The sequence below is a fragment of the Streptomyces sp. NPDC043812 genome, from assembly GCF_056436245.1.
The window spans coordinates 122,185-146,658 of the sequence record NZ_JBWKCY010000009.1 but is presented as its reverse complement, the minus strand read 5'-3'; the positions used below and the strand labels follow the sequence as shown (position 1 = coordinate 146,658).

The 24,474-nt window shown below is 72.0% G+C and carries 18 protein-coding genes and 2 pseudogenes; 10 read left to right on the top strand and 10 right to left on the bottom strand.

Going from position 1 to position 24,474, the window contains the following annotated elements; all coding sequences use genetic code 11:
- Positions 1 to 65 precede the first annotated feature (65 nt).
- From AC067Z_RS15810 to AC067Z_RS15800, 3 genes are all read right to left on the bottom strand, one after another.
- Positions 66 to 1,076: a LacI family DNA-binding transcriptional regulator gene (locus tag AC067Z_RS15810; RefSeq protein ID WP_478790071.1), complete on the bottom strand. Its 1,011-nt coding sequence runs from the start codon at positions 1,074 to 1,076 to the stop codon at positions 66 to 68.
- A 169-nt stretch (positions 1,077 to 1,245) separates the two neighbouring features.
- Positions 1,246 to 3,693 carry an ATP-binding SpoIIE family protein phosphatase gene (locus AC067Z_RS15805; RefSeq protein WP_478790070.1) on the bottom strand — a complete coding sequence of 816 codons (2,448 nt, stop codon included), beginning with the start codon at positions 3,691 to 3,693 and terminating at the stop codon, positions 1,246 to 1,248.
- A gap of 66 nt (positions 3,694 to 3,759) precedes the next feature.
- Positions 3,760 to 5,832 carry a SpoIIE family protein phosphatase gene (locus AC067Z_RS15800; protein ID WP_478790069.1) on the bottom strand — a complete coding sequence of 691 codons (2,073 nt, stop codon included), beginning with the start codon at positions 5,830 to 5,832 and terminating at the stop codon, positions 3,760 to 3,762.
- Positions 5,833 to 6,207: 375 nt separating this feature from the next.
- Here AC067Z_RS15800 and AC067Z_RS15795 point away from each other — a divergent pair, with 375 nt between their 5' ends.
- The 8 genes from AC067Z_RS15795 (at position 6,208) to AC067Z_RS15760 (ending at position 14,450) form a co-directional block, all read left to right on the top strand.
- Positions 6,208 to 7,500, top strand: coding sequence for a PucR family transcriptional regulator (locus tag AC067Z_RS15795; protein ID WP_478790068.1), 1,293 nt, complete (start codon positions 6,208 to 6,210; stop codon positions 7,498 to 7,500).
- 144 nt (positions 7,501 to 7,644) lie between these two features.
- Positions 7,645 to 7,845 carry a hypothetical protein gene (locus AC067Z_RS15790; RefSeq protein ID WP_478790067.1) on the top strand — a complete coding sequence of 67 codons (201 nt, stop codon included), beginning with the start codon at positions 7,645 to 7,647 and terminating at the stop codon, positions 7,843 to 7,845.
- Positions 7,842 to 9,440 carry a sodium/solute symporter gene (locus AC067Z_RS15785; RefSeq protein ID WP_478790066.1) on the top strand — a complete coding sequence of 533 codons (1,599 nt, stop codon included), beginning with the start codon at positions 7,842 to 7,844 and terminating at the stop codon, positions 9,438 to 9,440. The genes AC067Z_RS15790 and AC067Z_RS15785 overlap by 4 nt, the downstream gene beginning before the upstream one ends.
- Before the next feature lie 107 nt (positions 9,441 to 9,547).
- Entirely contained in the window at positions 9,548 to 10,351 is an 804-nt protein-coding gene (locus AC067Z_RS15780) for an ABC transporter ATP-binding protein (protein ID WP_478790065.1), read from the top strand.
- Positions 10,348 to 11,157 carry an ABC transporter ATP-binding protein gene (locus AC067Z_RS15775; RefSeq protein WP_478790064.1) on the top strand — a complete coding sequence of 270 codons (810 nt, stop codon included), beginning with the start codon at positions 10,348 to 10,350 and terminating at the stop codon, positions 11,155 to 11,157. Before AC067Z_RS15780 ends, AC067Z_RS15775 begins: the two co-directional genes overlap by 4 nt.
- Positions 11,154 to 12,044, top strand: coding sequence for a branched-chain amino acid ABC transporter permease (locus tag AC067Z_RS15770; RefSeq protein ID WP_478790063.1), 891 nt, complete (start codon positions 11,154 to 11,156; stop codon positions 12,042 to 12,044). Before AC067Z_RS15775 ends, AC067Z_RS15770 begins: the two co-directional genes overlap by 4 nt.
- Positions 12,037 to 13,188 (top strand): branched-chain amino acid ABC transporter permease, encoded by a 1,152-nt coding sequence (locus tag AC067Z_RS15765; protein ID WP_478790062.1) that lies wholly within the window; start codon positions 12,037 to 12,039, stop codon positions 13,186 to 13,188. The genes AC067Z_RS15770 and AC067Z_RS15765 overlap by 8 nt, the downstream gene beginning before the upstream one ends.
- Positions 13,185 to 14,450 carry an ABC transporter substrate-binding protein gene (locus tag AC067Z_RS15760; RefSeq protein ID WP_478790061.1) on the top strand — a complete coding sequence of 422 codons (1,266 nt, stop codon included), beginning with the start codon at positions 13,185 to 13,187 and terminating at the stop codon, positions 14,448 to 14,450. The genes AC067Z_RS15765 and AC067Z_RS15760 overlap by 4 nt, the downstream gene beginning before the upstream one ends.
- 298 nt (positions 14,451 to 14,748) lie before the next feature.
- Here AC067Z_RS15760 and AC067Z_RS15755 read toward each other — a convergent pair whose 3' ends face one another.
- The 4 genes and pseudogenes from AC067Z_RS15755 to AC067Z_RS15740 all read right to left on the bottom strand — a co-directional run bounded on the left by AC067Z_RS15755 (position 14,749) and on the right by AC067Z_RS15740 (position 20,147).
- Positions 14,749 to 15,879 (bottom strand): PP2C family protein-serine/threonine phosphatase, encoded by a 1,131-nt coding sequence (locus AC067Z_RS15755; protein WP_478790060.1) that lies wholly within the window; start codon positions 15,877 to 15,879, stop codon positions 14,749 to 14,751.
- Positions 15,880 to 15,971: 92 nt separating this feature from the next.
- The gene (locus AC067Z_RS15750; RefSeq protein ID WP_478790059.1) at positions 15,972 to 16,649 is read right to left on the bottom strand and encodes an MFS transporter; all 678 of its coding nucleotides are present in this window, start codon (positions 16,647 to 16,649) and stop codon (positions 15,972 to 15,974) included.
- Between the two features lie 112 nt (positions 16,650 to 16,761).
- The gene (locus tag AC067Z_RS15745) at positions 16,762 to 19,485 is read right to left on the bottom strand and encodes a SpoIIE family protein phosphatase (protein WP_478790058.1); all 2,724 of its coding nucleotides are present in this window, start codon (positions 19,483 to 19,485) and stop codon (positions 16,762 to 16,764) included.
- 180 nt (positions 19,486 to 19,665) lie between these two features.
- Positions 19,666 to 20,147 (bottom strand): annotated as a pseudogene (locus AC067Z_RS15740) (nucleoside deaminase).
- Between the two features lie 137 nt (positions 20,148 to 20,284).
- On the opposite strand from AC067Z_RS15740, the gene AC067Z_RS15735 reads away from it, so the two are divergent.
- Positions 20,285 to 20,869: a hypothetical protein gene (locus AC067Z_RS15735; RefSeq protein WP_478790057.1), complete on the top strand. Its 585-nt coding sequence runs from the start codon at positions 20,285 to 20,287 to the stop codon at positions 20,867 to 20,869.
- Between the two features lie 111 nt (positions 20,870 to 20,980).
- On the opposite strand, the gene AC067Z_RS15730 is transcribed toward AC067Z_RS15735, so the two are convergent.
- Positions 20,981 to 21,526, bottom strand: coding sequence for an alpha/beta hydrolase (locus AC067Z_RS15730; RefSeq protein ID WP_478790056.1), 546 nt, complete (start codon positions 21,524 to 21,526; stop codon positions 20,981 to 20,983).
- Between the two features lie 207 nt (positions 21,527 to 21,733).
- On the opposite strand from AC067Z_RS15730, the gene AC067Z_RS15725 reads away from it, so the two are divergent.
- Positions 21,734 to 22,582: a GNAT family N-acetyltransferase gene (locus AC067Z_RS15725; protein ID WP_478790055.1), complete on the top strand. Its 849-nt coding sequence runs from the start codon at positions 21,734 to 21,736 to the stop codon at positions 22,580 to 22,582.
- 19 nt (positions 22,583 to 22,601) lie between these two features.
- On the opposite strand, the gene AC067Z_RS15720 is transcribed toward AC067Z_RS15725, so the two are convergent.
- Both AC067Z_RS15720 and AC067Z_RS15715 read right to left on the bottom strand, forming a co-directional pair.
- Positions 22,602 to 23,717: a diaminopropionate ammonia-lyase gene (locus tag AC067Z_RS15720; protein ID WP_478790189.1), complete on the bottom strand. Its 1,116-nt coding sequence runs from the start codon at positions 23,715 to 23,717 to the stop codon at positions 22,602 to 22,604.
- A 102-nt stretch (positions 23,718 to 23,819) separates the two neighbouring features.
- A pseudogene (locus AC067Z_RS15715) lies at positions 23,820 to 24,410 on the bottom strand (GNAT family N-acetyltransferase); the annotation flags it as partial.
- Positions 24,411 to 24,474 lie beyond the last annotated feature (64 nt).

Below are 24,474 nucleotides of genomic sequence, written 5' to 3'. Positions count from 1 at the left end.
CGGCCGTCAGCGGTCCTGCCGGTGTGAACGGAGCCCGGTGGCGGTGGGATTGACGGGCTGTCGGATCAGTCGGCGCGCCGTCCGGTGGAGGACTCCCGTACGACGAGCCGCATCGGCTGGACGACGGATTCGGCCGGGCGGCCCTCGATGACGTCCAGCAGCAGCCTCATCGCGCTCTCGCCGAGCGCGCGTGCGTCGTGGGCCACCACGGTCAGCGGCGGGTCGATTTCCTTGAACCACTCGATGTCGTCGAAGGAGACCAGTGCGAGATCGGTCCCGATGCGCAGCCCTCGGCGCCGTACCTCGCCCAGTGCCCCGACCGCCATCAGGCTGTCCGCGGCCAGCAGCGCGGTCGGCGGACGTCTGCCGGCGAGCAGCGCGGCGGCCGCGGTGCTGCCGCTCGCGCTGCGGAAGTCGCCCACGGCGACGAGTGCCGGATCCTCGTCCAGGCCGTGGCGGGCCACGGCCGCCAGGAACGCGTCGTGCCGGGCGCGGCCGGTGGACACGGACGGCGGTCCCCCGATGAAGCCGATGCGGGTGTGCCCCTGGGCGGCGAGATGGGCGACGGCCAGGTCGACGCCCTGCTCGTTGTCCGCCGTCACACTGGGCACATCGAAGTCCTCGACCGTCCGGTCGACGAACACCAGCGGAGTGCGGGCCTGTTCGAGCGCGCGCAGGTTTCCGCTGCCCTCACCCTGCGGGGCGACGATGATCCCGTCGACCCGCTGGGTGAGGAACGCCTCCAGATAGGTGTCCTGTTGCGCCGTGTCCTCGTTGGCGTTGGCGAGCAGCGTCACGTAGGACGAGGCGAGCGCCGCCTGTTCGGCACCGTGGGCGACGTCGGCGAAGAACGGGTTGCGTACGTCGGAGACGAGCAGGCCCACCGCATTGCTGCGGGCCGAACGCAGGGCGCGCGCCCGGGCGTCGGGCCGGTAGCCGAGTTCCGTGACGGCGCTGCGCACACGCTCCCGCGCCGCGGCGGAGGTCGCGGGGCTGCCGGACAGCACACGGGAGACGGTGCCCACGGAGACGCCGGCGCGGGCTGCGACGTCCTTGATGGTCACGGTGTTGTCCATGAGCGCCTTTCGGTGCGAAGGCCGTACGCCCCCGGTCCGGCGGACTCGGGGAAGAGCGGAAACGTTTCCATGGAAACGTTTCCAGCGGGATCATGGAGGACGTCGTTCCGGCGCGTCAAGGGTTCGGACGCAACCTGGTCGGACGGCCGGAGCGGCGACGCCGGGGTGGTCAGAGCGGGGGAAGGACCTGCTCGGACCAGACCGTCTTGCCCTCCTGGGTGTAACGGCAGCCCCAGCGGCGGGAGAGCTGAGCGACCAGGTACAGGCCCCGGCCGCCCTCCTCGGAGCTTCTGGCGCGGCGCATCCTGGGCTGGGTGTTGCTCGGATCGGAGACCTCGCAGATCAGGGCTCCCGCCCGGACGACGCGCAGCAGCACGGGGCCGCCCGCGTAGCGAATGGCGTTGGTGAGCAGCTCGCTGACGATGAGTTCGGTGGCGAACGCCAGCTCGTCGAGATCCCACCGGGACAGCTGCTCGAGGACGAGATGGCGCGCATCCCCGACCACGGATGCGTCCGCTTCGAACCGCCAGGTTGCGATCGCCTCGTCCGGGACGACCCGGGTGCGGGCGAGAAGCAGCGTGACGTCGTCCTTCAGCCGGCCCGGCGGCAATCCGGCCACGATGTCGTGGCGCGCGTCGCGCAGCGGCCTGCCGAGTACGTCCGCGTGGACCAGACGGTCCGCCAGATTGCGCATGCCCTCGTCGATGTCGCCCTTGCCGCGCTCGATCAGGCCGTCGGTGTACATCGCAAGGACACTTCCCGACGGGAGCACGAGCTCGACCGGTTCGAACGGCCATCCGCCCACTCCCAGCGGAGGGCCCGGGCTGAGGTCGACGTACTCCACCGTGCCGTCCGGGCGGACCACGGCGGGCGGCGGATGTCCTGCGCTGGCCATCACGCACTGGCGCGTCACCGGGTCGTAGACGGCGTACAGGCAGGTCGCACCTGCCGGTCCGCCGGCGAGGGTCGAGTGCTCGGGGCCGTCTCCCGTGTCGTCCCGCTCGGCCTCGGCGGCGACCTGGAGGACGAGATCGTCCACGTGCGTCAGCAGTTCGTCGGGTTCCAGCTCGAGGTCGGCCAGCGCGCGGACGGCGCTGCGCAGGCGGCCCATCATGGCCGTGGCGTACAGACCGTGGCCGGCCACGTCCCCGACCACCAGGGCGATGCGCGCGGACGACAGAGGCACGACGTCGAACCAGTCGCCGCCCACGCCGCTGTCCGCGTCCGCGGGCAGATAGACGCTCGCGGCCTCCAGCGCGGGTGTCTCCGCCGTCGCCGGAGGCAGGAGACTGCGCTGGAGACCCACTGCCGTGCGGCGTTCCTTGGTGTACCGGCGGGCGTTGTCCACGGCCATCGCGGCGCGGGCGGCGATCTCCTCCAGGAGAGCGAGATCGTCCTCGTCCAGCGGGTGCCGGTCTCCGGTGCGCCACAGGGTGAGCCGGCCGAACACGACGCCACGCGCCTGCAGTGCCGCGGTCATCGCGGAATGCGCACCCGGGACAGCGGTGGCCCAGGCGGGGCGCGCGGAGTCCGGCCGGGGCGCTGCCCTGTCGGCGAGTCCGGTGATCAGCAGTCCGCAGCCGTCGGGCGGTGCCTGCGGCGAGGCCGGGTCGTGGGCGGGTACGGACGGTTCCTCGGCCGTGCCCGTACGCAGCACGCCGTCCGCACCGGCCACGGCAGTACGCAGCAGCGCGAGCGGGCGGGGTCCGTCGGGGGGCGGTTCGCCTCCGGTCAGCACGGTCTCCGCGAGGTCCACTGCGGCGCAGTCCGCCAGCCCGGGCACGAGGACACCGGCCAGATCCTCCGTGGTGCGTTGGACGGAGAGGGACCGGTTCAGCGCCGCGGTGGCGCGGTACAGGACGTCGAGCCGGTCCCGGGCCCGTTCACGGTCGGTGACATCGGTGAACAGCACCGCCACGCCCATGGCGCGGCCGTCCGGCTCCTGCAGCCTGAACGCCTGGATGTTCAGGACGCGGCCGCCTCTGGGATCCTCCAGCGTGTGGGCGGCGGCGCGGAAGCCGATGAGCGGGTCCCCGGTGTGCACCACATCGCGCAACCGGTCCTCGATGGCCCGCGCGTCCTCGGCCCGCAGGAAGTCGGCCAGGCGTCTGCCGATCAGGTCGGCGGGGACACCGGTGTACGGCAGCAGATGTGTGTTGGTGCGCAGCAGCCGTAGTTCGGCGTCGAAAATCGCCAGACCCACGCTCCCCTGGAGGAACAGCTCCTGGGTGACGGCGTGATCCTGCCGCGTTCTGGCGTCGAGTTCGGCGGTTGTCCCCAGGACGAGGCAGCGTGCGCCGCTCCCGTGGCTGCCGGCGTCCAGCGCCACGACTCGGAAGCAGATCTCGACGTCGCCTTGCGACCCGTGCCTCAGGGTGGCCCTGCCCTCCCACCCGTTGCCGCGCGACGCGGGACGCCGCGCCAGGATCCCCGCCCAGGTGCCGGGGTCGGCCAGCAGTTCACGGGCGGGCCTGCCGCACACGTCGTCGGACGGCCGGCCGACGAGAGCCTCGGCCGCCGCGGTCCAGGCCAGGACTGTGCCCGCATCGTCCAGGAGGGCCGCAGCCGTGCTGGTGATGGCGAAGGGGTGGTCCTGGTTGCTCTCGGTGGCCCGCATGCCTGCACATCCCGTCCCCGGTCCGGCGGTTGCCATGATCCTCCATGCGCGGGGCACCGGCCAGGCTCACTGCGCCGCCCGGGGTGTGCACGGTCTGGCAAGGAGCACGGCGATGTCGTCCTGGCCCACCGAGGGGAGCAGACGGCCGAGAATCCCGTCGCAGATGTGTTCCAGCGGGCGGGAGGGATGCACCAGTGTCCGGGCGAGCTGCCGCATGCCCTGGTCGAGGTCACGGTCGCGGGCCTCGATGAGGCCGTCGGTGTACAGCACCAGCAGACCGCCGGGCGGCAGCGTCACCCACTCGGTGCGGAAGCCGGGTCCGCCCGCGCCGAGCGGCGTACCGGGTGATCCGTCGAGGAACGCGACCCCGCCGCCGGCGTCTACCACGGCCGGGGGCGGGTGGCCTGCCCGGGCGATCTCGCAGCCGCCTGCCACCGGGTCATGGACGGCGTAGATGCACGTCGCCATCTCGTTCTCCCCCAGTTCGGTCACGGTCGCGTCGAGGGAGCGGAGCAACTGGGCGGGCGGGATGCCATGGCGTGCCAGTGTGCGTACTGCGGTGCGCAGTTGACCCATCACGGCCGCCGCATGGACGCCGTGACCCATGACGTCCCCGATGACCAGCCCGGTTCTGCCGTCGGGCAGAGCGATCACGTCGAACCAGTCGCCGCCGACCTCGTGATCGCTGGCGGGGAGGTAGCGCCCGGTGAGCTCCAGTCCTGTGACCTCCGGCAGGGTGGTGCTCATCAGGCTGCTCTGCAGGGTGATGGCCGCCTGGCGCTGGCTGGTGTACATGCGCGCGTTGTCGATGTTCAGCGCGGCGCGGGCGACCAGTTCGTCGATGAGGACGCAGTCCTGCTCGTCGAACGGCTCGCGGCTGCGCACCCGCGTCAGCACGACGGCGCCGAGCACCTTGCCGCGGGCGACCAGCGGGACGAGCCGTGCGCAGCCCATGTGGGTGCCGAGGTATGCGCGCAGCGGGGCTGCCTGTGGCTGCGGGATCAGTTCGGGAAGGTCGGCCTGGTACAGGTTCATGGGCCGCCCCTCCGCGATGACCCGCTCGTACACCGAACCGAGCGGGACCTGGAAGGTCATGCCGGGCGTGAGCTTCCCGGTGGGCGCGGAGGGGTCGGGGAACGTCGCGGCCATGCGCCGCACCACGCCCTGGCTGGACGCGCCCGTCTCGTCGGGGTCGAGCACCTCCTCCAGCAGTTGTACGTCCGCCGAGTCGGCCAGCCGGGGCACGAGGACCTGCACGACCTCCTCGGCCGTGCGCCGGAGGTCCAGGGTGGTGCCGATGCGTCCGGCAGCCTCGGCGAGGACGGCGAAGCGCCGGCGCGACCGCTCGGCCTCGGCCTGTGCCTGCTGCCCGGCGGTGATGTCGATCAGCGAGGCGATGAGCCCCAGCCGGGCTCCGGCGTCGTCGACCAGGGGGGCGCAGGAGCACGACCAGGTCCGGTCGTGGTCCGGATCGGCCGGCGTCCTGCCGGTGCCGCGTACGTCGACGACCGCCTCACCGCGGTCGATGGCCTGACGCATCACCGTCTCCAGAGCCGAGGCGGTGATTCCGGGGGCGACCTCGGCCGGCGTCCTGCCGAGGTGCTCGGCCGCGGAGACGCCGTTCATGCGCGCGAGCGCGTCGTTGACCCGCAGGAAGCGCAGATCGGGGCCGAGCATGGCCAGCCCGATCGGCGACTGCGTGAAGAGTCCTTCGAGCGCGGCCAGGGAATCGCGCATGCCGAGGACCGTGGAGGTCTCGGCGGCGATGACCAGGACACCGGTGCCGCCGTGGGCGTCCGCGGAGGGGCACACCCACATCTCCATCGGCACCAGGTGTCCGTCACGGTGCCTGACGGGGAGCGTCCCGACCACCGCTTGGCCCGCGACGACCTCACGGATCAGACGGTCGGCCGCCTCCTGGTCGGACTCGGGCACGAGGATCGGGATCCCGTGGCGGCCCAGCATCTCCTGGGACTCGTATCCGAGCAGGTCCTGGGCGGCGAGGGACCATTCGACGACGAGTCCTGCCGCGTCGGCCTTCCACAGGGCGATCGGCAGGAGATCGCGGAGCACACCCGCGTGCCCGACCGCCGTCAGGGGCTGGTCCGGCAGGTCAGTCGTCGGCTCGTATGTGTCCACGCAACGACCTCACCCCGGGCGTCGGACGACCGGGCGTCGCCGGTGCACCGTCCTTCTGGTGCGTTACGAAATTGGCACGTTTTCTACCGAATCACCCTATCCGAGGTGCCGGTGCGGGCAACCGGCGGTCCTCACCACCGCTCGCGGTTGCCCCCGAGGCGCACGGTCGCCCGATGCTATGGCGATCGGGGCGCCGTGACAGCGGCACCGCGCTCGCACGCGGAACCGCCCCGACTGGCGGATCGTGCCGAAATGAGACCTCCGCACCCCTGGGGACCGACCGGACGGTATGCCATCCTTCGACATCATGAAGGTCCGGTGCGGCGGGCGGGCCGCTCGACGCGCCGGAGGAAGCCGACCCGGCGGAGGCCCTCGATGCAGCACGTCGTCAGAACCCCGGTGCAGCACGTCGTCAGAACCCAGGTGCGGGCGCTGCCCGGCGTCCCGTCCACCGCACCGCGCGGCTCGGCACCTGTCCGCTCGCTGGTCAACACCGAGGCTCTCGCCGTGCTCCACCGCGCCGCACGGGTGCTGCTGGACGACCTCCCGGATCTCACCGACCGGCTCGTGGCCGCGCTGCGGGAACAGGACGCCGCCTACCAGGCGGCGATCGAGGCCGATCCCGCCGATGTGTGGCAGGAGGTCCACCGGTCCCTGCGGCACAGCGTCGGTTCGCTCCTCGACCCGCGGAACACCCGTGACGCCGCCCGTCGTTGCTCCTGGAAGATCGGCGCCTCCCGTGCCGAGCAGGGACTCCCGCTGGATGCCCTGCTGCACGCCTTCCGGCTCGGCGGCGGCATGGTCTGGCAGGGCCTCGTCGAGGAGACGGCCCGTCGGCGCCCCGACGACGTCCGGCTGCTGGTCCATGTGGCCACCGATGTCTGGACGTTCGTCGACGAGCACTGCACGCTCGTCGCCGAGGCCTACCGGCAGGTGGAACGTCAGCTGACCTGGCGGCGCGAGAACCGGTTGCGGGTGATGACCGCCGCGCTCCTCGACGGGACCACCCGCATCGCCGACCTGCCCGAGGTGTCCGCCGCGCTCGACCTGCCGGAACAGGGCAGATACGCCGTGGTCCTGATCGACGGCAGCCACGGTTTTGCCTACTCGGGCGCCCGTCCGGTGTCCGGGCTGCCCGGGATGCGGGTGCTGTGGCACACCGGGGCGGACGTCGAGCAGGGCATCGTGCTGGTCGGCGACGGCGACATCGAAGGGCCGGCCAGGGACATCACCGGCCCGCCCGGCGCCCGGATCGGGATCAGCTCGGTCGTCGAGGGACTGGCCGCCGTCGGTGACGCCCGTCGTCTCGCGCAGACCGCGCTGCGCACCTGCCCCCGGAGCGGCGGAACCGTCCTCCTCGACGAGCACCTGCCCGCCGCCCTCGTCGTCTCGACACCGGCCCTGGGCACCGCGCTCGCCGAGCGGGTCCTCGGCCCGCTGCTGCGCCTCGACCCGTCCGACCGCGACCTGCTGCTGGACACACTGGCCGCCTGGCTCGACTGCGAGGGATCCGCGCAGCGCGCGAGCTCCCGCCTCTACTGCCACCGCAACACCGTGCTCAATCGGCTCCGCCGCTGCGAACAGCTCACCGGACGGACGCTGACCCGCCCGGCCGACGTGGTCGAGTTCAGTCTCGCCCTCACCGCGCGCCGGCTGCTGCATCCCTGAGCGAACCCGTCCCCGGCGCAGAACCGCGTGCCGCAGCAGGGGTGTTGTGCGTCGGCACAGTGTCGGCCGGGTCGGATCGTGCCGCCGCACCGCACCGCGGGAGCGGCCTGTACGCCGCCTGTCGGGCGTGGTGCCGTGATCGCCATGCCCCATCTCCTCGCGCACCGGCGGGCCGCCTGGCTGCTCGCCCTCCATCTGACCGTGACGACAGTCGGCTCGTTGACCCACGGGCTGCTGGGACCACTCCTGTTGTTGCTCACCGCCGCCGACCTCGGGCTCGTGGTGTGGGCCGTTGCCGCCCACTGCGCCGAGCGTGCGGAACACACCACGGGAGAGCACGGATGAGCGGCGGAGGTGTCGACGGACAGGCACTCGCGCTCGTGCTCTTCGTGGCCTTCGTGACCGTCTGCCTCCTGCTCTGCGGACTGGCGGCGGCCGACTCGGACGAACCCGAGCAGTTCTACACCGGAAGCGCCACCACCCGTCCCGCGCAGAACGGGCTCGCCATCGCGGGCGACTACATCTCGGTGGCGACCCTGCTCAGCACCACCGGCTCCGTCGCCCTTGTCGGCTACGACGGCATGCTCTTCGCCTTCGCCACCGTCCTCTCACTCGTCCTGCTCACGCTCGTCCTGGCCGAACCTCTGCGCGGCAAGGGCCGGTTCACGCTGGGGGACGTGCTCGCCGAGCGACTGCACGAGCGGACGGTGCGGATCGCCGTGGGCGTCGCCACCCTGCTCATCCTGCTGCCACTGCTGATCGTGCAGCTCTCCGCCGCCGGGAAGATCATGACGGTGATGCTCGGACTGCCCGACGGTGCCCTCACCGGTTGCACGGTGGCCACGGGGGCGCTGATGGTCACCTTCGCCGCGTCCGGTGGCATGCGCGGCACCGGGTTCGTCCAGATCCTCAAGACCGTGGTGGTGCTCGCCGCGGTCCTGCTGCTCGCGGGGCTCGTCCTGCACCGCTTCGGCTGGAACCCGGTACGGCTCTTCGACGAGGCCGGGCGCGGCAGCGGCCACGGATCTCGGTACGGCACGCCAGGGCTGCAGTTCGGGGACTCGGCAGTCGGCCGGCTGGACCTGCTGAGCTTCCACCTCACCCTCGCGCTCGGCGCCGCCTGTCTGCCCCATGTGACGATGCGGCTGCATCCGCCGCGGCGTCGACGGGACGTACGCCTCTCCATGGCGTGGGCCACGGGTGCGGTCGCCCTGGTGTGCGGCTCCGTCGTCGTCGTGGGGCTGGGCGCTGCCGCCCTCGTCGGCGCCGGCGCCCTGCGCGCCGCCGACCCGGCCGGCGGGACCGCTCTGCTGATGGTGACCGGCGTGCTCGATCCGGGTGCCGCAGCCGGACACAGCGTCCTGTTCGCCTTCGTCGCGTGCGCGGTCTTCGCCACCACACTCGCCGCCGTCGCCGGCATCACCGTGGCCGCGGCGGCGTCCCTCGCCCACGACCTGCCGTCCCGTCGCAGCCGCCGCTCGACCGTGCGCGAGGTCTCACGGGCCCGCCGTGCGGTGGTGGCGGTCGGCGCGGCCGCGGTAGTGCTGTCCGTCCTCGCCCAGCACCGCCATCCGCAGATCCTGTTCTCGTTCACCTTCGCCGCGGCCGCCTCGACCCTGGCACCCGTGCTGCTGTGCACGTTGTTCTGGAAGGGCATGACCGCGGGCGGGGCGCGCTGGGCCCTGTACGGCACTCCGCTGCTCGTGGCGGTCCTCATGCTTCTCTCCCCCGCTGCCTCGGGCACTCCGGTCTCCCTCTTCCCCGGCGCCGACTTCGATGTCTTCCCGCTGGAGACGCCGGGTCTGGTCACCGTGCCCGCCGGATTCGCCCTGTGCGTGCTCGGCTCGGTGCTGCGCCCGCGCCGCGCGGACGGCGCGCCGGGGCCTGCCCACTGGGCAGCCGCACAGCCTGGGGCCGCGCGCTCTGGGAACCGGCCCTGACACTGCGTCCGCGCCTGTACGCGCTGCGTCCGCCGTGTTCTCGTATGGCCGACTCCCCCGACGTCCACCCGTACTTCCGCGCATTCGCGTGGTTCCGAGGAGCCGTGATGCCCCAACCACCCCCCGAGAGACGTCCCGCCCTGCACGTCGAGGACCTCGATGTGCACTACGGCCGCGCCGTGACCGCCCTGCGCGGGGTCCGGCTGTCCGTGCCCCACGGCGGTGTCGTCGCCCTGCTCGGCGCCAACGGCGCGGGCAAGACGACCCTGCTGCGCGCCGTCTCCGGCACTCTGCGCATGCACCACGGCGCGGTCACCGGCGGCACCGTGCGCTACGGCGATCTGGTGATGGACGGCCAGGACCCGGTCGCGGCGGTGCGGGCGGGGGTCGTCCAGGTCCCGGAGGGCCGCCGGGTGTTCGGCGGTCTGACCGTCGACGAGAATCTGCGTGCCGGCGGACTCGGCCTCGGGCGCCGGGCGCCCGCGCAGGTCCGCGAGGCACGGGACCGCGTCTTCGGGCTCTTCCCGCGACTCTCCGAACGCACCGGGCAGCGTGCCGGACTGCTGTCCGGCGGAGAGCAGCAGATGCTCGCCATCGGCCGGGCGCTGATGGCCGCTCCCCGGCTGCTGCTCATGGACGAACCGTCCCTGGGGCTCGCCCCGTTGATGGTGGAGCGCATCGCCGAGGTCGTCCAGGAGATCAACACCCAGGGCACTTCGGTCCTGCTGGTCGAGCAGAACGCGGCCATGGCGCTCGCGCTGGCCGACCATGCGTACGTCCTCGACGTCGGCGAGGTACGCCTGTCGGGTCCCGCGGCGGAACTGGCCCGCACCGACGCGGTACGGCGTCTGTATCTCGGCGAGGAGCCGGCCACGGCCCCGTCCCCCGTCGAAGGGCAGGGAGCCGCGTGACCACAGCCTTCCCGCCCCAGTCCCCACCCCCGCCCCTCCACGTGCGCGACATCACCGTGCGGTTCGCCGGGCTCACCGCGCTCGACGCGGTGTCCTTCACGGTCGCGCCAGGCAGCATCCACGCGCTCATCGGCCCCAACGGAGCGGGCAAGTCGACCTGCTTCAACGTGCTGTCGGGCCTGTGCCGGCCGGCCTCGGGGACGGTGGAACTCGGCGGCACCGACCTCACCGGCCTGCCGGTGCACCGCATCGCCGGCCTCGGTGTCGCCCGCACCTTCCAGAACATCGTCACCACCGCGGGCACCGTCGCCGACAATCTGATGCTCGGCCGCCACACCCGGTCCCGTGCGGGCTTCGCCGCGACCGCTCTCCGTCTGCCGCACACCGTCCGCGAGCAGCGTGCCCATATGGCCAGAGCACGCGAGATCGCCGAACTCACCGGTCTGGCGGCGCTCTTCGACACGCCGGTCACCCTGCTGTCCTACGGCGACCGCAAACGCGTCGAACTCGCCCGCGCCCTGTGTCTGGAGCCCCGTGTCCTCCTCCTCGACGAGCCGGTGGCCGGCATGAACAGCTCCGAACGGACCCGCACCGTCGAGGTGCTGCGCACCGTGCGCGAACAGCTCGGCCTGTCCGTCCTGCTGGTCGAGCACGACATGGGACTCGTCATGCGACTGGCCGAGGAGGTCACGGTTCTCGACTTCGGGCGCCGTATCGCGGCAGGCACACCCGACGAGGTGCGTCAGGACCCGGAGGTGCGCCGCGCCTACCTCGGCACCCCCGCCACCCAGGAGCGAACCGCATGAGCACTGTGCTCGACATCGTGCTGAACGGGCTGGCCCTCGGCTCGGTCTACGCCCTCGTGGCCCTCGGCTTCGTCATCATCTTCAAGGCGTCGGGCGTGATGAACTTCGCCCACGGCTCGCTGCTGCTCCTCGGCGGGTACGTCACGGCCGTCCTGCACGACAGCCTCGGATTCGCCGGCGCGCTCGCCGTTGCGCTCCTGGCCACCGCTGCCGTCGCCGGCTTCGTCGACCGGGTGCTGCTGCGCCGGCTCGACCCGCACGCCGCCCACGTCCTGACCATCCTCACCATCGGCGTCGACATCATCCTGATGACCGACCTGACCCGGCGCATCGGCGGGGATCTGCTCACCCTGGGCGACCCGTGGGGCGGCTCGGTCGCCACCCTGGGGCCGGTCACCGTGGCGCACAGCAGGATCGCCGCGATCGTGGTCTCCCTGCTGGTCATCGGCGGAGTGTTCGCCCTCTTCCGGTACACCGGTTGGGGGCTGTCGCTGCGCGCTTCGGCAGAGGACCGGGAGGCCGCCGCCCTGATGGGCATCCGGCTCGACCGCATCCGCACCCTCGCGTGGTGCCTCGCGGGGGTGCTCGCCGCCCTGGCCGCCGTGTTCCTCGCCGCGTTCCCCGCACCGGGGCTGGAACGCACCACCGGCCTGATCGCTCTCAAAGCATTCCCCGCGGCGATCCTCGGCGGCATGACCTCACCTCCCGGTGCCCTGGCCGGAAGCCTGCTCATCGGGGTCACCGAGGCCCTGGTCGCCGGATACCAGACCGAACTGTCCGTCCTCGGCGAGGGGTTCGGGGACGTCGCGCCGTACGCCGTGATGGTGCTGGTCCTGCTCGTACGGCCCGCCGGGCTGTTCGGTTCGAAGGAGGCGGTCCGTGTCTGACCGCATCGTCAAGGCCGTCGGTCTCGTCCTGCTGTGCGCGCTGCCGCTGTACGTGGACGCCTTCTGGCTCCAGGTCGGGCTGTTCGCGATGGCCGCAGCCATCGGGGCCGTGGGGCTCAACCTGCTCTCCGGAACGGCGGGCCAGCTCTCCCTCGGCCACGCGTTCTTCCTCGCCGTCGGCGCGTACGGCTACGTGTGGCTAGCGGGCGAGCCCGGCCCCGGACTTCCTCCGGCGCTCGCCCTCGTGCTCGCAGTCGCGCTGTCCGGTGCGGCGGGCGGGCTGTTCAGCCCCATCGCCGCCCGCGTGCGCGGAATCTACCTGGGCGTCGCCACGCTGGCGCTGGTCTTCCTCGGCCACCATCTGATGCTCACGGCCGACACGGTCACCGGCGGATTCAACGGGCGTTCCGTACCGCCGATGTCCGTGGGCGGCTTCACCTTCGCGGCGACCGATCCCCAACTGGTGGTCCTGGGCGTGCCGTTCGGCGCCGAGGAGCGGCTGTGGTACCTGGGTCTCGCGCTGCTCGCCGTCACCTGGTTCACCGCCCGAGGGCTGTTGCACGGGCGGCCCGGCCGGGCACTCGCGGCAATGCGGGACAGTGAGACCGCCGCCGCTGTGATGGGCGTCGCCCTCGGGCGGCACCGGTCGGCCGCCTTCGTCCTCTCCTCGATGTACGCCGGTCTCGCCGGTGTGCTGATCGCGCTGGCCTTCCGCCGGATCGTGCCGGACTACTTCGGCCTCGCTCTCTCCATCGACTATCTCGCGATGATCGTCATCGGCGGGCTCGGCTCGGTCGCGGGCGCCACCGCGGGCGCCGTCTTCGTGACCGCGCTGCCGCTGCTCATGGCCCGCTACGCCGACCAGCTGCCGCTCGTGGCGGCGCCGGGTTCACCCGGTCATGCGGTCGGCCCCACCGAGGCGTCCCGCTATCTGTACGGGGCCGTCGTCGTGCTCGTCCTGCTGTTCGCCCCGGACGGGCTGCACGGCCTCGCCCGGCGCGCCGGGCAGCGCATCCGCCGCCTCTCCCCGAGGCATCGTCCGCCCGAAGTCGACCCCGAAACCGGCCCGACCGACCCGACCGACCCGACGGGCTCGACCGCAGAACCCGCCCCCGCCGCCCGACCCAAGGAGCACACCTCGTGAACCGCACGGCACGTACCGTCCTGGCCGCCTCGACCGCGGCACTCTTCCTCGCAGGGGCCGGATGCAGCACCAAATCCGGCGGGAGCAGCACCGGCGAAGCCGGTGCCGACGGGGTGAGAACGGGCCCCGGCGTCACCGCAGACACGATCGCGCTCGGCGCGCTCACCGATCTGAGCGGCCCGTACGCCACCCTCGGCAAGAGCATCGTGCAGGCCCAGCAGATGTGGGCCGACGAGACCAACGCCAAGGGCGGCATCTGCGGCCGCACCGTGAAGATCACCGTCAAGGACCACGGCTACGACGTCCAGAAGGCGGTCGCCGCCTACACGGAGATCTCCCCCGACACGCTGGCCATGCCCCAGGTCATCGGTTCACCGGTGGTCGCCGGGCTCCTTGACGACATCCAACGCGACAAGGTGCTCACGTTCCCCCAGGCGTGGGCCGCTTCCCTGCTGGGCAAGGACGCCGTCCAGGTGCTCGGCACGACCTACGACATCGACATGATCAGCGCCGTCGACTTCCTGACCCGCACCAAGGGGGTGAAGAAGGGCGACAAGATCGGTCACGTGTACTTCGAGGGCGACTACGGCGCCAACGCCCTGGAGGGATCCACGTGGGCGGCGGAGAAGGCCGGGCTCACCGTCGTCGGGCAGAAGATCAAGGCCACCGACACCGATCTGTCCGCTCAGGTCTCGGCGCTGCGCAAGTCCGGCGTGAAGGCCGTCCTGATCAGCGCGGGTCCGGCACAGACCGCGTCCCTGGTGGGCGTGGCCGCCTCACGCGGTATGAAGGTCCCGGTCGTCAGCAGCGCGCCCGGCTTCGCGCCTCAGCTCATGGCGACCCCCGCGGAGCCCGCGCTCACGGCCATGCTGCACATCGTCAGCGCGGCCCCGCCGGTCAGTTCCGATCTGCCCGCGGTGAAGAAGATGGTCGCGGCCTATCAGAAGAAGTTCCCCGGCTCCCCGGTGGACTCCGGTGTGCTGTCCGGATACAACGCGGCCCGGCTGATGGAGCTCGATCTCGCCGCCGCCTGCAAGGCCAAGGACCTGTCCCGCGAGGGCCTCGTGAAGGCGCACCGCACCCAGAAGGCGGTGGACACGGGCCTCGGGACGCCGCAGAACTTCTCGGACGTCTCGCGTCCGGCGAGCTTCTCCGCGTACTTCCTGAAGCCGGACAAGAAGGCGGTCGGCGGCACGGTGATGGCGGAGGACACCCACGAGCTGCCGGCGGCCCGCGAGTTCGTGGAGTCACGCGACGAGTGACCCGCGGCCACCGCCCCGCGCGGTCATCCGTCGCGCGGGGCCGGTCGGGGGTCCGTGGCCCCTGGGCCGTGTCTCCTCGTCCTCCAGCACAACCTCCAGCAGCACCCCCGCCCCCGGCGGGGTGCGCGTGAGGGGCCGGACGCCACGGCGTCCGGCCCCTCAGGGGCGCTCACGATCTGGAGCGCCGAGCACGGGTCCCGGCTGACCTGCCCGTCCGACGGATCAGCACGGCTCGATCCGCCCGGGCCGCATCAGCGATCACTCACCGGACGGACGCACGAGGCCATATGACCGCCCATCAAGGAGACACCGGCTGGGTACGATCCGTCAGCGCGAGGGCGAGGACGGCCTGATCGTCGTCGCAGTCCTTCGACCAGCGTGCCGTGTCGGCGCGGACGAACGACACGATGTCCGCGGGGTCCGGTGCCCGGCCGTCTCCGAAGTGCGTCGCGAGGCGTTCGAGCACCGGGTAGAACGTGCCGGTGCCGTCTCGTGCTTCGCTCACTCCGTCGGTGTGGACGACGACCACCTCTCCGGGGAGCAGCGTGTGCACCGTCGTCTCGGCGGCGCCGCCGGGCGACAGTGCGCCGAGTCCCAGCGGCAGCGCGGGCGCGGTGGTCAGCCGCCGGGCGCCGTCCGGGCCGACGACGATGGGCGGGGGGTGGCCGCGGTCGACGATCCGCACCTCGCCGCCCGCGAACGGGAACTCCAGCACCAGCGCGGTGACGAAGAGTTCGGGGTCGTTCGTGTCACCGACGGGATCGTTACGGGCGATGCTGAGCTCCAGCCGCTCCGCGAGGCTGGTCAGGTTCTGCCACTCGTGCGCGGAGACCCGGAAGCTGCCGAGTACCGCGGCCACCGTCTGCACCGCGCCCAGCCCCTTGCCGCGGACGTCACCGATGATCGCCCGCACCCCGAAGGGCGTCGCGCACATGTCGTACAGGTCACCGCCGACGAGGGTACCGCCCTCGCCGGCCGAGTAGAAGGCCGCGGCCCGCACCGGGCCGAGCGTATGGGGAACCGGCCGGAGCAGGGCCCGCTGCATCGCCTCGGCAACCGAGTTCGCCCGGATCAGATGCGCTCTCGTCCGCTCCCGCTGCCATGACAGGGCCGTACTGGCGATGCCAATGATCAGCATGGCCACGTAGAGCGCCACATGGTGCTGCTCGTCGAAATGACCGGGGCGGTTGGCGGCGAAGAGTATCTGCAGCCCCAGGCAGACAGCCGCCGACAGTGCCGTGCCCCGAGGGCCGCGCGTCGCCGCAGCGAGCGGAGGGACACCGATGAGGAGGAAGCTCACCGGCTCGCGTCCGTCCAGGACCAGCTCGGCCAGGAGGTCGGCCAGCACAGCGGCGAACGGCAGCCACCAGACCCACCCCTGACGCAGCAACAGGGGACGCCGACCGTTCGTGGAACCCTTGCGAGGCATAAGGCGAACCCTAAGATCCGCAGCCGCCGCCGGCGGTCACCGAGCGCGACGCGTCGCGCTCGGTGACCGCCGGCGGGGCGCGGCGGGGGCTGCTATTTCTCCAGCACCGTCGTGCGGGCCGGCGGCAGTCGCAGCGTCTCCCGGAAGGAGAACAGCACCACCAGTGCCGAGACGACCGCCAGGCCCATCAGGTGGAAGCCGGGGGCGAGAGGCGTTCCGCCGAGCGAGACGAGCCCGGTGGCGACGAACGGGGCCGTGCCGCCGAAGAGCACGTACGCGGCCGTGTAGCCGATGGCCGAGCCGCTCGCCCGCAGCTGCCCCGGGAACATCTCCACCATCGCCGGGACGTTGGAGGTGCCGATGACCGCGACCAGGACCGCGAGTACGGAAGCTCCGAGGATCGCTCCGGGCAGGCCGGTTCCGATCAGCCAGAAGGCGGGCAGGGTGGCGACCGCGAAGCCGCCGCAGGCCACCAGCAGCATCGGTTTGCGACCGTACCGGTCGCTCGCCGCCGCCATCAGCGGACACGCGGCGCTGTAGGCGAGCATCGCGACGACGCTGGTGAGCATCGCCTCCGCCTTGCTGTAGCCGACCTCCCTGAACGAAGCGCCGGCGACGCCGCTCCCCGACGGGCTCGTCTGGCGCCGGATCGAAGGCGCGGCGCCGGCGTGGCTCACCTCGGTGGTCTGGGTGCCGAGCCGCCACAACGCGGCGATCTCGGCGTTCGCCGATGCCGTGTCGGAAGGTCTCGCCGCGGCGGGGCACCACATCGGCGAGGCAACCTCCCACGGATGAGCGTGCGTTCGCCGTGGACATGAAGGAACAGACCCGGGCGAGGCGGGCATCGGCCCGTTCCGATCGCCGTCCCGACGCATGTCACGGTCAGAGGTCCAGCAGCTCCGGGTCACCTGCGAACAGGGCCTGTTCCTTGGCGCCCGGCGTCAGTTCTGCCCAGATGACCTTCCCGCGGCCGGTGTAGCGCGTACCCCAACGGTCGGCGTACTGGGCGACGAGATACAGGCCGCGCCCGCCCTCGTCCGTCGTCGCCGCGTACCGCAGATGCGGCGCCGTGCTGCTCGCGTCGGAGACTTCACAGATCAGCGTGCGGTCGTGCAGCATCCGGACACCGATCGGCGGACTGCCGTAGCGGATGGCGTTGGTGACGAGCTCGCTGAGGATCAGCTCCATCGCGAATGACCCCTGCTCCTGTCCCCGGTCGGTGAGCCACTGGGCGACCCCCTTGCGGACCCCGGCGACGGCCGACGGATGGGGTTCGACGCTCCACTCGCCGATACAGGCGGGATCGAGGAGGTGCGTACCGGCCACGAGAACGGCGGCGTCGTCACTCGGCGCGGTGGGCAGCAGCGCGGCGATCAGGTCGTCGCAGGTCTCCTCCGGGGTCCGCGGGCCTCCGGACAGGGTATCGCGCATCGCCTTGAGACCGGTGTCGAAATCCCGGTGCCGCGTCTCGACGAGTCCATCGGTGCACAGGACCAGACGGCTCCCCTCCGGCACCTGCAACTCGACCGCTTCGAAGGGCAGTCCACCGATACCGAAAGGCAGCCCGGCGGGAACGTCCGGGAACGCGACCGTGCCGTCGGGCAGGACCAGCACCGGCCCCGGATGTCCGGCCCGCGCCACCGAACACGTGCCGCTGACAGAATCGTAGATCGCGTACAGACAGGTCGTGCCGGTGATCACCGCGCGCTCCCCTTCGCCCGTCTCCTCCTGGTCGACACGCGCGACCAACTCGTCCACACGCGCCAGGAGTTCGTCGGCCGGCAGGTCGAGCGTGGAGAAATTGTGCACCGCCGTGCGCAGGCGTCCCATCGTCGCGGCCGCATGCAGCCCGTGCCCCACCACATCCCCGACGACCAGCGCCACCCTTGCGCCGGACAGCGGGATCACATCGAACCAGTCACCGCCCGCACCCGCCTGGGCCGGAAGGTAGCGGAAGGCGACGTCGAGTGCGTTCTGCTCGGGCAGGCCGCCCGGCAGCAGGCTGCGCTGCAGTGTCACCGCCATCTCGTGCTCCCTCGTGTACCTACGGGCGTTGTCGACGCATACGGATGCCCGGGCCACCAGCTCCTCCGCGAACGACCGGTCCTCGTCGTCGAAGGGATCCGGGTTCTGCGAGCGCCAGAAGTTGGCCACTCCGAGGACGACACCGCGTGCGTGGAGCGGCACGGAGAGGTACGCGTGGACCCCGTACGCGATGATCCGCGCCGCCCACTCGGGATCCTGCTCCTGCCACCCCGGCTCCGCGGCCAGGTCGGAGACCGCCATGCTGCGGCCGTGGGCCAGGCCCACAGCCGGCGGACTGCTCGGAAGGAACTCGACGACCTGCCCCACCGGATAGAAGGGATGGTCCGCGCGCACGCCCGCTGCTGCCGTACGCCGCATGTCCGTCACCGTGGCAGCGCGCGAGGGCGGTTCCTCACCGCGCAGCACGGGCTCGACGAGGTCGACCGAGGCGAAGTCGGCGAAACGGGGGACCGCCACGTCCGTGAGCTCCTCCGCGGTCCGGGTCACATCGAGGGTCGTGCCGATACGCGCACTGGCCTCGTACAGCAGGAGCAGTCGCTCGCGTACTTCTTCGGCTCGGCCGGCGAGGGCGGTCAGTTCGGTCGTGTCGCGCAGGGTCGCGACCGTTCCGGCGGGCCCTCCGTGTGCGTCGGTGGGCCGAAGGTTGACGGCCAGCAGCCGGTCGCCCACCCTGCGCACCTCGTCCGAGACGACCCGCCCCGACGCCAGCAGCTCGGCGGTCCCCGGGTCCAGTCCCACGTCCGTCACCGGGCGCCCCTCGGCGTCCGCGGGCAGGCGGAGCAGCCGCCGTGCCTCGTCGTTGGCCAGGAGCAGCAGCCCGTCACCGCCGACGATGAGCACGCCTTCCCGTACGGAGTGCAGGACCGCGTCGTGATGGTCGTACAGCCGCGTCATCTCGGCAGGGCCCAGACCGTGTGTCTGCCGACGCAGACGTCGGCTGACCAGCGCCGCCCCGCCTGCGGTGAGGGCGAGTGCGGCCGCTGCGGCGCCGATGAGGACAGGTACGTCGCGGTTGGCCAGGTCGTTGACGTTCTCCACCGTGATCCCCACGGACACGAGGCCCGCCACCGATCCGTCGGTCCGCTGCACGGGCACGACGGAGTTCACGGCGGGCCCTCGGCTGCCCGTGAAGGTGCTGGTGAAGCCGCGGCCCTCGACCGCCTCCTTGTACGGACCGATGATGTGCTTGCCGATCAGCGAAGGGTCGGGGTGGGTGTAGCGGATCCCTCGGGGATCGGCGATCACGACGTACTCGACGCCGGTGCTCTTGCGGGTCTCCTCCGCGAGGGGTTGCAGCACGGCGGTGGGATCTTCGCCGTCCAGGGCGACGGCGATTCCCGGGGAGTGGGCGAAGGCCTCGGCGACGCCGAACGAACGGGCCCGGGCGTCCTGCACGGCGGCCCGCCGGCCCTGCAGCACGAGCGACACCGCAGCAGCGGCGACGAGCAGCACCACGAGTGCGAGTTGCAGAAGAAACACCTGCCCGGCCACGGTGCGCGCGCCGAGCAGGGAGCGGGAGTGCCGGTGCGGCCGGGGACTCGATGGCCGGAGCCCAGCCATGAATCGGCTGAAGGCGCCCATATCATCTTCTTACCATGGATATCAGGTGCTGAAAGACGCAGGCACCATCCGATGAAGTGGCGGCGCCCGGGATACGCGTACCGGATGATCGATCACCCACCGGCCCGCGCCGCGTGGCCGGCAGCCCGGCATGCGTCCCGCCAACCGGACCACGCGGGGTCAGTCGGCCGCGTGGAAGCGGCGGTGCAGTGCGTGGTCTGCTCGGCGAGTTCCGGGACAGGGCCCTGGACCTCGATGCCCGGGACGACGTCACGGACCGGGAGGGCGCGAACCGGAGGGGCGGGAACGCCCAGTTCGGCGAGCCAGGCGCCGAGCTGCAGCGAGGAAACGACGTAGACGATGCGGCCGAGCCCGACCCAGCCATGGGCGGCCGCACACATCGGGCAGTGCTCACCCGAGGTGAACACCGTCGCCGCCCGCCGCTCGTCGGCCGTCATGTGCTCGGCCGCCCACCGGGCGAGCGCGAACTCGGGGTGGCGGGTCGGGTCGGCGAGGGAGGCGTCGCGATTGCGGTCCTCCGCCAGGATGCTGCCGTCTCCCGCGACCAGCAGGGAGCCGAAGGGCTCGTCGCCGGCGTCGAGGGCTTCTGCCGCCAGTTCCACGCAGCGGCGCAGATACCGGAGTTCGGGCGCGTCGGTCATCGGACCTCCAGGAGTGCGGTTCCGCCCATGCCAGGGCGCTGATACGGAACAGGTTCGCCGCCCCGTCGCCCGGCCGGAGCTCTTCGGGCATACGGGGAAGGCGATCGGCAGCGTCGGCGCGGCCTAGCATCGCCCCCATGGGCACAGTGATCATCACCGTCGGGCTGGCCTTCATCGGATACCTGGCGACCTATGTCAACGGGCTGCGCCTTGCGCAGCGACAGGCTCGGCTGACGCGGGTCAACCAGCAGTTGAGCGACTTCTACGGTCCACTGTTCGCGTTGATGGAGGCCAACAGCCGTACCTACGACACGTTTTCGCAGAAGTACGCCCGCGCCGACGGCCTCGACCCCTTTCATCACGAGATACCTCCCACCGAGCAGGAACTCGCCCAGTGGCGGACGTGGGCGACGACTGTGTTCATCCCCAACATCCAGGCGATGCGCGACGTGGTGGTCAGGAAGGCCGATCTCCTCATCGAGGAGGAGATGCCGCCCTCCCTCCTCCAACTCTGCGCCCATGTGGCGGGGTACGAGATCACCGCGGCGCGCTGGGCACAAGGCAACTACGAGGAGCACCTGTCGCTCATACCGTTCCCCGGCCGGGATCTGCAGCAGTACATCCGTGACCGGTTCACCCGCCTGAAGAGCGAGCAAGCTGCCCTCCTCGGACACACGGCAGGACCGAGGCGGCGGCGCTGGTCGGTCGGCCGGGGGAGGTGAAGCCACGCGTGGCTTGTCCTGATCGGCTCGGTGCCCAGCAACTGCCATGAGCGGCACAGGACGCACCCTGAGAGCCGCGGCTCCCACCGGCGGAGGGAGTGGCATCGCCGGTCATCCAACCCGCGGCCGAGCGTCGTGGGCGTCGGCGAGTCCACCGCCGCCCGCCGCGACGCCACCTGTCGGCTTGGCGGGGGTGAAGGGCGGGGTGTCCTGTCGGCAGGAGGCCCCGACGGGCGGCAGGGCGCCCGTGGTGAGGTAGCGCACGACATGCTGGTTCACGCAGGCGCTGGGATTGACGAGGGCGGTGTGGCCGTAGCCGTGGAGGGTCAGCAGGCGGGAATCGGCCAGTTCGCGGGCCATGACCTCGGCCGCCTGATAGGAAGTGGCCGGGTCGTAGGTGGGGTTGACGACCAGGACCGGGTGGGCGGTGTGCCGGTTCCATGGTCCGGCGTAGCGGTGTGCCGCTGTTGCCGGCCACTGCGCGCACCACTCGTAGTCCCACACCCAGCGACGGCCGAGGTCCCCCGCGCGTGCTGCGCTGAATGCGTCGAGTTCCGCGTAGCGGCTGAGGACACGGGGGTTGGGACTCTCGGAGCAGACCACGGCGGCCTCTTGCTCGAATCCCCGGTAGGTCCCGCTCGGAGGGGGTGCGGCCATCTGCGGGGCGCGCCCGTGCCACAGCTCCTGCAGGATCCGCTTTGCCTGCGACGGCCCGGGCCCGAGGAACGCCTCGCGGGACGGTGCGCCGCGTGTGGCTTGTCCTGATCGGCGCTCCGGAGTGCGCCTGCTATGAACGCCTCGTCACCTACCGAAGGTGACGCACAGGTACGGCAGATGCCGTTCTGCTCGGCGGAGGGACCAGGCATGACGGAGTTCGAGATCCGGAACGCAAGCGCCGACGACATCGGGCGCATGCGGGACTGGGCCGACGAGGAGGGGTGGAATCCGGGAGAGTCCGATGCTTCTGCCTTCGCCGTCGCCGATCCGCACGGCTTTCTCGTCGGGCACCTCGACGGCGAACCGGTGGGATGTATCTCCGCGGTGCGCTACGGCGCCGGTTTCGGGTTCATCGGCTTCTACATCACGCGCCCCTCCGTCCGCGGAAAGGGCTACGGGATCCAGCTGTGGCGCGCCGGTACGGCGCGTCTGGACGGCCGCCTCGTCGGCCTCGACGGCGTCGTCGACCAGCAGGACAACTACCGGCGGTCGGGGTTCCGCCGGGCCTGGAACAACGTCCGATTCGAGGGCGTGCCGGACGAGGGAGCAGCTGTCCCCGCAGGTGTCGTGCTCGTGGACGCCCGCTCGCTCCCCTTCGCCCGGCTCGCAGCCTACGACCGCCGTTTCTTCCCCGAGCCCCGCGACGCCTTCCTCGCTGCCTGGACCGGCCTGCCCGCACGCACCGCTGTCGCCGCACTGCGTGACGGTGAGCTGCAGGGGTTCGGTGTCATCCGTCCCTGCAGCGGCGCGTCACGCATCGGCCCCCTTTACGCGGCGTCGCCCGGCGTGGCGGCCGCGCTGATCCGGGCGCTGGCACAGACGCTTCCCGGCACGGACGTGGCGGTCGACGTCCCCGACGAGAACGCGGCGGCCACCGCACTCGTGGAACAGCTCGGACTGGCGCCCACGTTCGAGACGGCCCGGATGTACACCGGGCCGGCTCCCGCGGTGGACCGGTCAGGGCTGTTCGGGGTCACCAGCCTCGAACTGGGCTGACCGTCGGGCGCCCACCGGGTCAACCGACCGCCGCAGTGTGCGGATTGGCCTCGGCGCCCTCGGTACTGAGGAGGACCACCGTCGATGTGTGCCCTATGCCGAGTGCTGCCCGCCGCTGGGCAGCGCCCTCCCCCGTGAGCGCGGCACGGACGCCGGCCAGCGACGCGGCGCCGCAGGGACCGGAGGAGACTCCCGCGTCGGCGAGATCCCGCGAGGCGAGGTCGCTGTCGGCGTCGGCGACGGCTGTCGCGGCGTCCAGTCCGTCGCGGAGGTAGGGCCAGGCCAGACCGGACGGCGTACCGCAGTTCAGGCCGGCCATCGTCGTCTCCCCCGTGGCCACACCGACCGGCTCACCGCGGCTCAGGCTCTCGAGGAGGCAGGCGGCGGACTCGGGTTCCACGGAGAGCAGCGCCGTGGCACGCCCGTCGGTACGGCTGCGGTAGTGCGTCACGACAGCCTGGGCGAGGGACCCCACGCCGACGGGTACGGCGACGAGGTCGGGGGACGTGACACCCGCGGCGACGAGCTGGGCGTCGGTCTCGGCGAGCAGAGTGGAGTACCCCTCGACTATCCAGCGCGGGATCCGTTCGTAACCGGGCAGCGCCGTGTCCTGGATGAGGAGGGCGTCCGGAGCCTGTGCAGTGGCGGCTGCTTCGCGGACGGCGTCGTCGTAGGACCCTGCCACCCGCGTGACACGGGCCTTCTCTCCGGCGATGGCGGCCGCGGCGTCGGGGTGCACGCCGTGCGGCACGAAGATGTGGGCCCGGTGGCCCAGCGACCGGGCGAAGCGGGCGACGGCCCGGCCGTGGTTCCCGTCGGTGGCCGCGACGAGCGTGAGAACGCCGGCCGCCTCCCCGCCCGCGGCCGGCCGCTCGGCGAGGGCACGGTGCACGGCCCAGGAGGCGCCGAGCGCCTTGAACGCGGGCAGGCCCAGACGTTTCGACTCGTCCTTCACGAAGACACGGCCGACGCCCAGTTCGGCGGCGACCGCGGGGAGTTCGGTCAGCGGGGTGGGTGCATAGCCGGGCAGTCGGGCGTGGAAGGTGGCAGCACCGGCCGGTACCGGCGGACAGGTCCAGGTGCGGGCGGCGGGGCGCGCCAGCCACGGCAGGGGGCGGGGGACCACGTCGGCCACGACACGGGTGTGCGGCTGCCCGGCCTCGTCCACCGGCCGGCCGGACCGGATGTGCGGCTGCCCGGTCCAGTCCTTCGACCGGACTGGCGGGGTGGCCGTCTCCGGCCGCCCGCGGTGCCGGAACCACTCCGGCGCGAGAATCGCCATCATCGTGGAGTCCACCCTCTCGCCGTCCCACAACAGCGCGTCGCGCAGCACGCCCTCGGGGACGAAGCCGGCCTTTTCGTAGGCGCGGCGGGCGCGCGGGTTGAACGCGTACACCCACAGGGAGATGCGGTGCAGCCCGAGCTTCTCGAAGCCGTGGCCGACGATGAGCCGCGTCGCCTCCGTGCCCAGGCCGCGGCCGAACGTCCCGGGCACGAAGCAGATCCGGAAGCTGCAGCTCTCGTTGTCCGCGTCCCACTCGAAGAGCACCGCCTCCCCCACGACGTTGCCCGTCGCCCGTTCGACCACCGCGAGGTCGAGCCGGTCGTCCTGGTCGCGCCGTGTGTCGTACCAGGCCCGCAGCCGTGCTTCGTCGGGTTCGCCGTCGGTGTGGCTGCCGGTGAGGCGTGCCACGTCCTGGTCCAGGAACATGGGCATCAGCGCGGGGAGGTCGTCGCCCGTGAACGGCCGGAGCAGGACCAGGTCCCCCTGCAGCGTGGGCTTGGTGCGGAAGTCCGGGCGGGGAGTGCTTCGCTCAGGATCGGTCATCGCCGCATTGTGTCCGGCCGGGCGGTGCGCCGTCGTCCGGTTTTGCGCCGCGTCCAGGGGCGCC